This window comes from Gemmatimonadales bacterium (assembly GCA_030697825.1).
Lineage (GTDB): Bacteria > Gemmatimonadota > Gemmatimonadetes > Gemmatimonadales > JACORV01 > JACORV01.
Map to the genome: position 1 here is coordinate 1 of JAUYOW010000043.1, position 12,099 is coordinate 12,099.

Annotated in this window: 9 protein-coding genes; 7 read left to right on the top strand and 2 right to left on the bottom strand. The window is 69.4% G+C overall.

The genetic code is table 11. From position 1 onward, the window contains the following. The first annotated feature begins 163 nt into the window (after window positions 1-163). The 3 genes from xth to Q8Q85_01820 all read left to right on the top strand — a co-directional run bounded on the left by xth (window position 164) and on the right by Q8Q85_01820 (window position 2,281). Window positions 164-937, top strand: a complete 774-nt coding sequence (gene xth, locus Q8Q85_01810) for an exodeoxyribonuclease III (protein ID MDP3772980.1) — start codon at window positions 164-166, stop codon at window positions 935-937. Window positions 938-981: 44 nt separating this feature from the next. Then, on the top strand, window positions 982-1,803 hold the full coding sequence (locus Q8Q85_01815; GenBank protein MDP3772981.1) for a methyltransferase domain-containing protein: 822 nt from the start codon (window positions 982-984) through the stop codon (window positions 1,801-1,803). Window positions 1,804-1,867: 64 nt separating this feature from the next. Beyond that, on the top strand, window positions 1,868-2,281 hold the full coding sequence (locus Q8Q85_01820; GenBank protein MDP3772982.1) for a GNAT family N-acetyltransferase: 414 nt from the start codon (window positions 1,868-1,870) through the stop codon (window positions 2,279-2,281). A 1-nt stretch (window position 2,282) separates the two neighbouring features. Here the strand turns inward: Q8Q85_01820 and Q8Q85_01825 are convergent, their stop codons facing one another. Next, entirely contained in the window at window positions 2,283-5,591 is a 3,309-nt protein-coding gene (locus Q8Q85_01825) for a PDZ domain-containing protein (protein ID MDP3772983.1), read from the bottom strand. A 57-nt stretch (window positions 5,592-5,648) separates the two neighbouring features. On the opposite strand from Q8Q85_01825, the gene Q8Q85_01830 reads away from it, so the two are divergent. The 3 genes from Q8Q85_01830 to Q8Q85_01840 all read left to right on the top strand — a co-directional run bounded on the left by Q8Q85_01830 (window position 5,649) and on the right by Q8Q85_01840 (window position 10,436). Continuing rightward, entirely contained in the window at window positions 5,649-7,199 is a 1,551-nt protein-coding gene (locus Q8Q85_01830) for a pyridoxal-dependent decarboxylase (protein ID MDP3772984.1), read from the top strand. Between the two features lies 1 nt (window position 7,200). After that, window positions 7,201-8,235: a class A beta-lactamase gene (bla, locus tag Q8Q85_01835; GenBank protein ID MDP3772985.1), complete on the top strand. Its 1,035-nt coding sequence runs from the start codon at window positions 7,201-7,203 to the stop codon at window positions 8,233-8,235. Window positions 8,236-8,324: 89 nt separating this feature from the next. Beyond that, window positions 8,325-10,436 (top strand): DUF5916 domain-containing protein, encoded by a 2,112-nt coding sequence (locus Q8Q85_01840; protein MDP3772986.1) that lies wholly within the window; start codon window positions 8,325-8,327, stop codon window positions 10,434-10,436. 9 nt (window positions 10,437-10,445) lie between these two features. Here Q8Q85_01840 and Q8Q85_01845 read toward each other — a convergent pair whose 3' ends face one another. Further along, on the bottom strand, window positions 10,446-11,030 hold the full coding sequence (locus tag Q8Q85_01845) for a flavin reductase family protein (GenBank protein ID MDP3772987.1): 585 nt from the start codon (window positions 11,028-11,030) through the stop codon (window positions 10,446-10,448). 142 nt (window positions 11,031-11,172) lie between these two features. On the opposite strand from Q8Q85_01845, the gene Q8Q85_01850 reads away from it, so the two are divergent. After that, window positions 11,173-12,099: hypothetical protein (locus Q8Q85_01850; GenBank protein ID MDP3772988.1), on the top strand; the 927-nt coding region annotated here is incomplete at its 3' end.

A 12,099-nucleotide genomic window follows, 5' to 3' on the forward strand; every position in this document is an offset into this window, starting at 1 on the left:
GTGTTCTTCGCGTTCGCGCTCATCGCGTACGTGATGGTGCGGAACTCGGAGCGCAGCCAGGCGAGGGGCTAGGCCTGCCGTGCGCCGGCAGCCGGTCAGCGTCCTGAAGGACGCGCTCGGCGAGGGCGCGTTCTGAAGAACGCTCCGTGTTACCTTTTTCCGCGTGCTCAAGCTCGCTACTTGGAACGTCAACTCCGTGCGGATGCGCCTCGACCGACTCCTCGGTTGGCTTTCGCGCGAGCAGCCCGACGTCGTCTGCCTCCAAGAACTGAAGGTCACCGACGACGACTTCCCGCGCGCCGAGCTGGAGACCGCCGGCTGGCAGCTTGCGGTGCACGGGCAGAAGACCTACAACGGCGTCGCGATCCTGTCCCGCGCCAAGCTCGAGGACGTCACCATCGGCATGGGTGATGGGGTGAGTGACCCGGAGGCGCGACTCATCTCCGCCCGCACCTCGGGAGCGCGCGTGGTGAGCGCGTACGTGCCTAACGGGAAGACCGTCGGCTCGGACAAGTGGACCTACAAGCTCGAGTGGTTACGGCGGCTTCGCGGGTATCTCGGCCGGACCGCCGACCCCGCGCAGGCCCTGGTCCTTTGCGGAGACTTCAACGTCGCCCCCGAGGACCGCGACGTCGCGCGGGTGGACGAGTGGAAGGGCACGGTGCTCTGCCACGAGGAGGCGCGCGCGCGCCTGCGCGAGATCGTGGCTTGGGGCCTCGTGGACGCGATCCGGCTCCACCACGCCGGCGACGGACCCTACAGTTGGTGGGACTACCGGATGCTCGGCTTCCCGAAGAACAACGGGCTGCGGATAGACCACATCCTCGCGACCCGGCCGCTCGCGGAGCGATGCGCCGAAGCCTACGTGGTCCGCGACGAGCGCAAGGGGAAGCAGCCTTCCGATCACGCGCCCGTCGTGGCGGTCTTCCAGGCGTAGACCGATTTGCGTCGGGAAGCGATTCCGGCGTATACCTGTCGCTGATGACCACATCCCCTGTCGACCCCGCGGCTTTCACGGCCTTCGAGCATGAGGGCTGGCAGCGCGTCGCCGACCGCTACCACGGCCGCTTTCGCGAGGTCACGACGCAATCCATCGAGCCGCTGCTCGATGCCGCCGGCGCCGGGCCCGGCGTGCGGCTTCTCGACGTCGCGAGCGGGCCTGGATACGTGGCCGCCACGGCCGCCAAACGAGGGGTGCTGGTGACCGGTCTGGATTTCGCGGCGGCGATGGTGGACCTGGCGCGCCGGCTCCACCCCGGCGTCGAGTTCCGCGAAGGCGACGCGCAGGCACTGCCGTTCGACGACGAGAGCTTCGACGCCGTCGTGATGAACTACGGCATCCTCCACTTGGCCGAGCCGGAGCGCGCGATCCGCGAGGGACTCCGGGTGCTGAGGCCGGGAGGGCGCTACGCGTTCACGGTCTGGGCCGGCGACGCCCGCGGGTTCGCCATCGTCATTGAAGCGGTGGAGCGCCACGGCGACGTGAACGTGCCGCTCCCACCGGGCCCGCCGTTCTTCCAGTTCGGCGAACCCGCGGAGTGCGAGCGCACGCTGCTGGCAGCCGGGTTCAGGGCCGCAAAGACCGTGCGGCTCGATCAGGTGTGGCGGGTCGCGTCCCCAAACACGTTCGTCGACGAGTACCTCGACAGCTCGGTGCGCACCGGTGCGCTGCTGCGGGCCCAGAAACCGGAAGCGCTCGCGGCGATCGGCCGGCAGGTGCGCGAAGTGCTGGAGCAGTACCGGCAGGGTGAGACGGTCGTCCTACCGGTGCCGGCGATCCTGGCGTATGCCACGAAAGCCTAGGCGGCGATCCTCTGCGGCACCGGATCATTCCCGCGGGAACGCCTCAGCTCCTCGCTGAGGCGGCGTGGCTGTTCGAGGAGTACTCCGCGTCGCTCGCCGTGGACTTCGAGGCCGAGGGGGTCCTGCTCGAGGCCGGCGCGCTTCCGGGTGCGTATGGCCCCCCGCCGGGTGCCTGCTGATCGCCGAGGCGGACGGCGTCGCCGCGGGGTGCGTCGCGCTGCGGAAGCTGGACGACGGCGCTTGCGAGATGAAGCGGTTGTTCATCCGGCCGGCGTTCCGCGGTCACGCGCTCGGCAGGGCGCTGGCAGAGGCCATCGTGGAAGAGGCGCGGCGGCTCGGGTATCGCCGGATGCGGCTCGATACCCTGCCGACGATGGTGCCTGCCGCCGCGCTCTACCGGTCGCTTGGATTCACGGACATCGCGCCCTACCGTACCGACGCCATGCCGGGAAAGATCTTCATGGAGCTTCTTCTCTAGGTCACCGCGGCGTCCGGTTCTCGTACGGCTGATGCCGCGGCCACCTGAACGGCCGCTGCTGGATCAGCTGCAACGATTCCTGGATCGCCCGTTCCAACTGCGGATCCGTGCCGCGCGCCAGCTGCGTCGGATCATCCACCACCGCGATGTCGGGCTCCACGCCGTGGCCCTCCGGGAACCACTCGCCGGTCGGGCTATACTGCCGGAATGTGGGCACCGTGACGGAGCCGCCGTCCACCAGGGCGGGGGCGCCGCTGATGCCGATGAGGCCTCCCCACGTCCGGGTGCCGATCAGCGGGCCGAGGCGCGCTTCGCGGAAGTAGTGGGGAAAGGCGTCGCCGCCGGAGCCGCTCCAGCCGTTGATTAACATCACCTTGGGTCCGAAGTGGGATGCGGGCGGCCACATCCAGTCGTGGCCGTCGCGCACCGCCCAGAATGCGAGAGGCGGCCGGTTCAGCAGCTCGATGAACCGGTCGGGGATCTGGCCGCCGCTGTTGAAGCGCTCGTCGATGATCAGCCCGTCCTTCATGAACTGCGCCGCCCACTGGCGCACGAGCTCGGTCTGGCCGTCGATGCCGGTGCTGGGCACGTAGATGTAGCCCACGCGCCCGCCCGACGCCGAGTCCACGCGCCGCCGGTTGGACTCGATCCACGCCAGGTGCCGCAGGCGCGTCTCGTCGCGGAGCGTCTCCACCACCACGCGCCGCGATCCGTCCGTCGTGGGGCGATCGTTCACGGTCAGCTCCACCGCGCGGCCTGCGAGCCCGGCGAAGGCGGCCCACGGGTCCATCGAGGCGTCCACCGGGATGCCGTTCACCGCGAGGACGTAGTCGCCCTGGCGGACGTTGACGCCGGGCCGCGCGAGCGGGGAGCGCACCTCGGTGTCCCACGGGGCGCCGTCGATGATGCGTGCGATCCGGTACGCCCCGTTCTCGAGCGACCAGTCGACTCCCAGCAGCCCTACGTTCCGCCGCGGCCCGACCTCTTCGTCGCCGCCGCTGCGATAGGTGTGTGAGGAGTTGAGCTCGGAGATCAGCTCTCCGATCACGAAGTTCACGTCCCAGCGAGTGACGCAGTCGTCAATGAGCCGGCCGTAGCGCTCGCGCATCGCGTCCCAGTCCACGCCGTGCATGGTGCGGTCGTAGAAGAAGTCGCGATTGAACCGCCACGCGTCGGCGAAGATCTGCCGCCACTCGGCGCGCGGGTCCACGACCATCTCCATCTCCGCCACCCGGAGCGGGTGCTCGAACTTGGCGTCGGCCTTCACGTCGATGATGGCATAGCGCCCGTCCTGCACCACCAGGAGCTTCTTGCCGTCCGCCGAAAGCTCGAGGCCGTTGGCGTTGGGGAGGATCGTCTTCTCCTCGCGCTCCTTGAGGTCGTAGTAAACGATCGGAGTGGGTCCGGTCGGGACGCCGGCGTGGCGCAGGCGGCGGAAGATGACCTTTCCGGCCACCGCGCGCAGATCCGTGTAGTTGCCGGCCGGGGGCGGAAGCACGGTGAGACGCTGCTCGAAGCCGGCGGTGTCGATCTCGACCGGCGCGGGCGCGGCGGGACGCGGGGACGTGCTGTCGGGACGCGCTGCGCCGCCGCGGCCCTGGGGCCTGCCTGCCGGGGCTGCTCCCTGGGCGCCTCCCGCGGCACGCGAAGTGTCGGCCCTCGCGCTGTCGGCGTCGTCGCGAGGCGCCAGCGGGGAAGGGACGTCGCGCCGCAGCGACACGGCCACGATGTTGGTGGTGTTAGGGTAGATCCAGCTGTTGTCCACGTCGCTGTAGACGGGCTGGAAGGTCCGGTTCGAGAAGAAGTAGAGGTACTTCCCCTCGGGGTCGAAGACCGGGTCGGAATCGCTGTAGTAACCTGAGGTCACCTGCACGCTCCGGCCGCTCCGCGTGTCGAAGAGGAAGATGGCGGAGCTGCGGTTGATCAGGTCGCGCGCATAGGCGAGCCAGCGGCTGTCGGCGGACCAGCTGGGCCGGAAGCTCCGGAGACTCCCCTCGTACCAGAACATCCCCTGGTCTACGCGCGCGGTCTGGCCGGACGTCATGTCGAAGACGCGGATGGTCATGGTCTGGTCAACGAACGCGATCTTCTTGCCGTCCGGCGACCAGTAAGGGTGATAGCGGAAGCCGGGCCCGTACGACGTGAGCTTGCGCTCGGCTCCGCCGCCCGCGGGGCGCACGTACAGCTCGTACTCGCCGGAGCGGTCGCTCCAGTACGCTACTTGCGAGCCGTCGGGGGACCAGGCTGGGAACCGCTCGGCGACGCCGGTCGTCTGGGTGAGGTTCATCACCGGACCGTGCTGCGAGGGGAGCGAGAACAACTCGCCGCGCGCTTCGACGACAGCGCGATGGCCGCCGGGTGAGACGGCCGCGTTCTGGATGAGCGAGTCAGTGCGCACCGTGCGTGGCCGGAGGCTGGTGAGGTCGGTCACGACGTTGACCTGGACCTCACGCGTCTGCTCCGTCGTCAGATCGAGCAGGTAGAGCCGCCCGCCCGCCTGGAAGACGATGTCGGAAGGGCCGGTGGCCGGGAAGGTGATGTCGAAGTCGGCGAAGTGAGTCACTACCGTGGTCTGCCGGGTGTCGGGGTCCCACTTCCAGATGTTGTGGCGCTGAGCTATGTCGCGATCGGACATGAAGTACAGAGTCCGCCCGTGCCACATCGGCTGCGCGTCGTCGGCGTCGTTCAGGGTGATGTTCTGCGAGGCGAAGGTCGTGAGGTCGAACAGCCAGATGTCGGGCGCCCAGCCGCCGCGATAGCGCTTCCAGGTGCGGAAGTCCTGGCTCATGGGCATGTAGGCGATCTGACGCCCGTCGGGGGACACGGCGCCGAACTCGCCGTACGGGACGGCCAGGCGCTCGGGGAGCCCGCCCGTCGCCGAGACGCGATAGAACTGACTGTAGCGCTGGCGGCCGCTCGCCATCGTGGTGGCGACCAGGAGCGAGCGCCCGTCCGGGAACCAGTCCACCAGGCGGTCGCCCATCGGGTGGTGGGTGATACGCGTGGGCGTGCCGCCCGACACGGGGATCACGTAGACGTCGGTGTTGCCGTCGTAGTTCGCGCTGTAGGCAATCATCGCGCCGTCGGGCGAGAAGCGCGGGAAGCTCTCCTCTCCGAGCGGGGTGGTGAGGCGCAGCGCCGTGCCGCCGGCCTTGGGCGCGACCCATATGTCGCCGGCGTAGACGAAGGTGATCTGCGTCGCCGAGACGTCGGGATACCGGAACATGCGCGCGTTCACCTGCGCCGCCGCGCGAACCGGAGTGGCAAGGGTGACGGCGATGACGAGTGGGCCGAGTCGCGACAGACGCATGACCGTTTCTCCGTGGGACGGTGAGAAGGACAGTTACGGTCGCCGCGGGGGGGGACGGTGTCAAGAACGGGAGCGGGGAGCGGGGAGCGGTTCCTTCGGCGTGGCGACCTGGCGGTGCGCGCCGGGCACGACGATCTTTGCCGCCGCGTCATGACGAATAGCTCCCCGCTCCCCGCTCCTTCCGGCGACGTACCCTCGGCCGAGTTCCGTGCCGCCATGCACCGCGCCGCCGACCTGGTCGCCGACTACCTCGAGCACGTCGGCGAGTACCCGGTGCTGCCCAAGGTCGCGCCCGGCGAAGTGCGCGCGGCGCTTCCCGCCGCCCCGCCGCAGGATCCCGAATCGCTCGACACGCTCCTCGCCGACTACCGCCGACTGATCGAACCCAACGTCACGCACTGGAACCACCCCGGCTTCATGGCCTATTTCGCGATCACCGGCTCGGCGCCCGGCATCCTGGGCGAGACGCTGGCGGCGGGGCTCAACGTCAACACGATGTTGTGGAAGACCGGCCCCGCGCCGACGGAGCTGGAGGAGTTGGTGACCGACTGGCTCCGCCTGATGATCGGGCTGCCGGAAGGATTCCGCGGCCACATCAACGACACGGCGTCCAGCTCGAGCCTGCTGGCGATCGCGGCCGCGCGGCACCGCGCGACCGGCGGCGACGTGAGGACGCGCGGGATGGCCGGCCGCGCGGATCTCCCTGCGCTCACGGTGTACGCCAGCGAGCAGGCGCACTCGTCCATTGACAAGGCCGTGATGACCCTTGGCCTGGGGCACGAGAACCTGCGCAAGGTCCCGGTGGACGCCGAGTACCGGATGGACGGGTTCGCGCTATCCGCGGCCATCGCCGAGGACCAGCGGGCGGGGAAGCGCCCTATCGCCATCGTGGCGACGGCGGGTACCACGTCCACGACCAGCGTGGACCCGCTGCGCGCCATCGCGGCGGTGGCGCGACGGGAAAAGCTCTGGCTGCACGTGGACGCCGCGTACGCGGGCAGCGCCGCGATCTGTCCCGAGTATCGCGCGCTGCTCGACGGGTTGGAGGAGTCGGACTCGGTCGTGCTCAATCCGCACAAGTGGCTCTTCACGCCGGTGGACTGCTCGGTGCTGCTGCTGCGCGATCCCCGCGAGCTGCGGGCGGCGTTCGCTCTCACTCCTCTGGAGATCCTCAAGACGGGGGAGCCGGGCGTCACCAACCTGATGGACTACGGGCCGCAGATGGGCCGGCGGTTCCGCGCGCTCAAGCTCTGGTTCGTGATCCGCGCGTTCGGGGTGAAGGGGCTCCAGGCGCGCATCCGCGCGCACTGCGCCCTGGCGCAGGAGTTCGCGTCGTGGGTGCGCGCCGAGGCGGGCTTCGAGATCTGCGCGCCGCATCCGTTCAGCACGGTGTGCTTTCGAGCGGTCAAGGGCCGCCCGGTGGACGAAGAGAACACCCTCAACGAGCGGGTCCTCGCGGACGTTAACGCGGCGGGGCCGGTGTTCCTGTCGCACACCAAGCTTGGCGACCGGATCGTTCTCCGGTTGGCCATCGGGAACATCAGGACGGAGAGGGAGCATGTTGCCAAGGCGTGGGAGCTCGTCAGAGCGGCGAAAGAAAGGTTGTAGGGTGTGGGCTGTAGGGTGTAGGGCGATCCTGCTCGGCGGGCTGGTCGCCGCTGCGCGCGACGCTCTTGCGGCGCAGAACGTCTGCCGCGGCGGGCGCGACGCCCGTCTCGGGCGCCTCGAGACCGAGATCGCGCGGCTGGCGCAGACTGCGGGTGGGTCCGTCGGCGTCGCGGCATACCACCTCGAGTCCGATCGCGGGGTCTGCGTCAACGCATCCGAAGCCTACCCGATGGCGAGCACCTTTAAAGTGCCCGTCGCGGTGAGGCTGCTCGAACGCGTGGACGGCGGACAGATCCGGCTGGACTCCATGATCACGCTGCGGCCCGGCGACCTGCACCCGGGCAGCGGTACGCTGAGCGATCTGTTCGACGATCCGGGGGTCTCGCTCTCGGTAAGGAACCTCCTGGAGCTGATGCTCATCATCAGCGACAACTCGGCGACCGATGTGTTGCTCCGCGTCGCGGGTGGCCCCGCGGCCGTGACGGCGAAGATGCGGTCGCTGGGGCTCGACGGGATCCGCGTGGACCGCTCCACGCTCATGCTCATCACGGATTGGGCCGGCGCGAGCGATTCCATCACCGAGGCCAACTGGACCCCGGCGCGCGGGCGCGCGGTATTCGCGGCGCTCTCCCGGGCGCACCAGGACTCGGCGGCCGCCGTGGTCGAGGCCGACCCGAGGGACCGGGCCACCCCGGAGGCGATGACCGCGCTGCTCGTCAAGCTGTGGCGCGGTGAGCTGCTCACGGCGGCTTCGACGGACCTGCTGCTCGACGTCATGGGCCGGGTGACGACGGGGCCGGGGCGCCTTCGCGGCATGCTGACGCCGGACGCGCACGTCGCCCACAAGACCGGGACGATCGGCAGCGTCACCAACGACGTCGGCATCATCCCGCTGCCGCAGAACGGCGGGCACGTGGCGATCTCCGTCTTCGTGAGGGGCTCGCCGTTGCCCGTCGAGGATCGGGAGCGGGCGATCGCGCACATCGCGCGCGCGGTGCACGACTACTTCCTGTTCAACCCGGGGAACCAGCCCTGAGAACGATCGCCCTGGCGAGCGCACTGGTCGCGCTCTCCGCCGTTCTGCGGGCGCAAACTCCGCCGGTGCGCGCGCCGTCCGCGCCCGCCGTGGCGCGCGCCACGCGCGTCACCGCGCCGATCCGGCTCGACGGCGTACTCGACGAGCCCGCCTGGCTCACTGCCGACTCCATCACCGACTTCAAGCAGCAGGAACCGGAAGAGGGAGCGCCGGCCAGCGAACGCACGGTGGTCCGGGTGCTGTCCACCGATGCGGGGATCTGGATCGGCCTGTGGGCCTATCAGGACCCGTCACGCATCGTGCGTTCACAGCTCCGGCGCGACGCCGATCTCGAGGAGGACGACTTCTTCGCATTCCTCTTCGACCCGCAGCGCGACCATCGCTCCGCCTATGCCTTCGCGGTCAACGCCAACGGCGCCATGGCGGACGGTGAGGTGAAGGGCTTGGAGGACATAGCCCTCGACTGGAACGGGGTCTGGGATGCGCGCGCCCGCGTCACCGGCGACGGATGGGTCGCCGAGATCTTCGTTCCCTGGCAGACGTTGCGATACCAGCACCGGAACGAAGGCTGGGGATTCAACGTCATTCGTGGTATCCGCCACCGGAATGAGTATGTCCTGTGGCGCTCGTGGCAGCGCCAGTGGGGTTTCTTCTATCTCCCGGGAGAGGGGACGCTCGAGGGGCTGGGCGAGTTGCCTCGCCGGGGCCTCTTCGAGTTGCGTCCCTACCTGTCGTCCACCGGCGCGCTCGCCGAGCGCGCTTACTTCGCGGACGGAACGGATAGCCTGTCGGCCGCCTCGGGTGCGGATGCCGCTGTGGGTCTCGACGCCAAGGTCGCCGTGGCGCCCACGCTCACGCTGGACCTGACGACAAACACCGACTTCGCGCAGGTCGAGGCCGACCGCCAGGTGGTGAACCTCACGCGCTTCCCGCTCTTCTTCCCCGAGAAGCGGCCATTCTTCCTGGAGTCGTCGGACGTCTTCGACTTCGGCCAGGAGGAGCGGGTACTGCTCTTCCACAGCCGGCGGATCGGCCTGGCGTCGAACGGCACGCCGGTACCCATCGCCTGGGGCGCGCGGCTCTCGGGGCGGATGGGGCCGGAGCGGATCGGACTGCTCGCGGCGCGCACCTTGGGCGATGAGGACGCGGTCGACGTCGTCGCACGGTTCAAGCACGACGCGTTCACGCGGGGCTACGTAGGCGCAATGGCGACGGCGCAGGGCGGGCCTGGCGTGGACGGTGAAAGGCTCGCGTACGGCGCGGACTTCGAGTTCCCGCTCCTCCTCAAGGGGCAGAATCTGATCCCGTCGGCGTTCGTGGCGTGGAGCCGGGACGGCTCGGGCGTCCCGGCGCGCAGCTCGTGGCGAGTCTTCCTCGACTACCCCAACGACCGCGCCGACCACTCCGTCGCGGTCAGCCGCATCGAACAGGGGTTCGACCCTGCGCTCGGCTTCGTGCGGCAGGACGGCGTATGGCGGTACAACGCGGCGATGCGCTTCTTCCCGCGGCCCCACCGGTGGGGCATCCGCCGGCTGTCCTTCACGGCCTTCCAGCTCGACGTCAGCACGACCCTGGACGGCAGGCTCGACAACGCCAGCTACCGGGTTCGGCCTTTCGGCGCGGAGTTCGGGAACGGGGCGGAGATCACGCTCGACGTCCAGCGGTTCGCGGAGGTCGTGCCGCCCATCGTCACGCCTGACGACAGCTTCGAGATATTCCCGGGGACGGTGATCCTGCCCGGCCGCTACGAGTGGAACCGGGCCGAGTTGTCGCTGGAGAGCGCGTCGGGTCGGCCGTTGGGGGCGCAGCTGCAGGTCAGCGCGGGCAACTACTTCTCCGGGACGGCGACGGAGATCGAAACCGAGCTGACGGTGAAGGTCGCGCCGCACATCATCGGCGCGGTGGAGTGGACATCGCAGCACGTCCGGCTCGTCACCGGACGTTTCACGGCGCATACCGTGAGCTACCGTCTCGACGTGGCTGCCAGCGCGCGCCTGGCGGGCGCGGCGTTCCTCCAATGGGACAACGAGTCTGACCGGCTCGCGGTGGACGCGCGCTTGCACTGGATCCCGCGGCCTGGGAGCGACGCCTACCTCGTCTGGAACAGCGCGTGGCCGACGGGGCTGGACCGCGGAGTCCCGTGGCGGAAGCCGGTGCGCGGGGCCCTGGTGGGGAAGCTGGTCTACTACTTCAGGGTCTGAACGCGCTCGCTAGCGCGGCAGCCCCTTCCAGTGTAGGGCCCTGATGTTCCGCGACGCCGCGCGCGCAGCGGCCTGGGCCGTGCCCAGGTTCTGCAGGTACGCGTTCTTCCACTCCTCCGGCATCTTCGCCCTCAGGTAGGCCGACTCCATGACCTCGCGGCCCGGCCCGCGCCCCACGCCCTCGGCCTCGCCGAGGAAACAAGTCGAGCTGCCCGTGTCCATGATGTTGATCACCCGGCAGTCGAACCAGGCGTAGCAGTCCTCCAAGATGGGGCAGCCCAGCGCCCCCAGGCGGTGCGGCACGTCGGCGAGCTTGTCGCGGTCCCGCCCGCTCACGAAGCCCAGCTTGATGACCAGGTCGATCTGCTCCTGGTGCAGGATGTGGAGCGCAAACGCCCCGGTCTCGAAGATGAGGGCGTGGCTGAGGTTGAACTTGTGGATGAAGACGGCGAGCCGCGGGATGTCGGGGACGATGGACGCGCGGATGGCGGCGTCCGAGATCATGCCGTTGGACTTCTCGCCCCGGCGCGACGTGATGGCCACGACGGGAGAGGTGAGGTTGCGCAGCAGTTCGTAGGTTTCGTCGGGATTCATGGCAGGAGGTCTAGCAGGGGCCGGGCGCGCCGTCAACGCCCCGGCCCGGCCCCGCGTATCGATGGGATGGACGCCGAGGCCTCGGCGTGCTATTTCGCCCGTACCGCCATCGCTCGAAACTGCTACAACCCGGGATTCCACAATGCGACGTTCGCTCGCCGTCTTCGCGCTCGCGTTCCTCGCCCCCACGGCCCTCATGGCCCAGCGGGTGCGCCCCGACTCCACGTTCCTTGCGGCTCTCCGCTGGCGCTCTATCGGCCCGGCCAACATGGGCGGCCGGGTGAGCGACATCGAGGCCAACCCGCAGAACCCCAAGGTCATCTATGTGGCCCTCGCCACCGGCGGGGTGTGGAAGTCCGTCAACGCCGGGGTTACCTGGGCGCCGATCTTCGACCGCGCGGGCGTTCACTCCGTCTCGGAGCTGGCGATCGCGCCGAGCGACACCAGCGTGATCTGGGCGGGAACCGGGGAGGAGGATTCGCGGAACTCGATCTCGCCGGGCGCGGGCGTGTTCAAGTCCACCGACGCCGGCCGGACCTGGACGCACATGGGCCTGCGCGAGACGCAGCACATCGGGCGCATCGTGATCCACCCGACCAACCCGAACGTGGTCTGGGTCGCGGCGCTCGGCCACGCCTGGGGACCGAACCGGGAGCGCGGGATCTACCAGACCATCAACGGCGGGCAGACCTGGGCCCTGGTCAATTCCGTAAGTGACCGGGCCGGGTTCGTGGACCTCGCGATCGACCCGTCCAATCCCGACCATCTCATCGCCTCGTCGTGGGAGCGGGTGCGGGGCCCCTATTTCCTGCGCAGCGGCGGGCCTGGTTCGGCGTTGTGGAGCTCCACCGACGGCGGCGCCACCTGGACCCGGATCACGGGCAACGGCCTGCCTACCACCACGCTGGGCCGCATCGGTGTGGCGTTCGCGCCGAGCGACCCGCAGGTGGTGTACGCGATAATCGAAGCCGACAGCAACCCCAACCCCGAGTCGCTGCGGCGGGGATTCGTGCCGGATTCGACCCGACGCCAGAGGCTCCAGTCAGGTCTCTTCCGGTCGAACACCGGC

Bases quoted from the DNA above. Each gene is read 5' to 3' on its own strand.
- Q8Q85_01815 (MDP3772981.1), top strand. From the start codon at position 982: ATGACCACATCCCCTGTCGACCCCGCGGCTTTCACGGCCTTCGAGCAT.
- Q8Q85_01825 (MDP3772983.1), bottom strand. From the start codon at position 5,591: ATGCGTCTGTCGCGACTCGGCCCACTCGTCATCGCCGTCACCCTTGCC.
- Q8Q85_01845 (MDP3772987.1), bottom strand. From the start codon at position 11,030: ATGAATCCCGACGAAACCTACGAACTGCTGCGCAACCTCACCTCTCCC.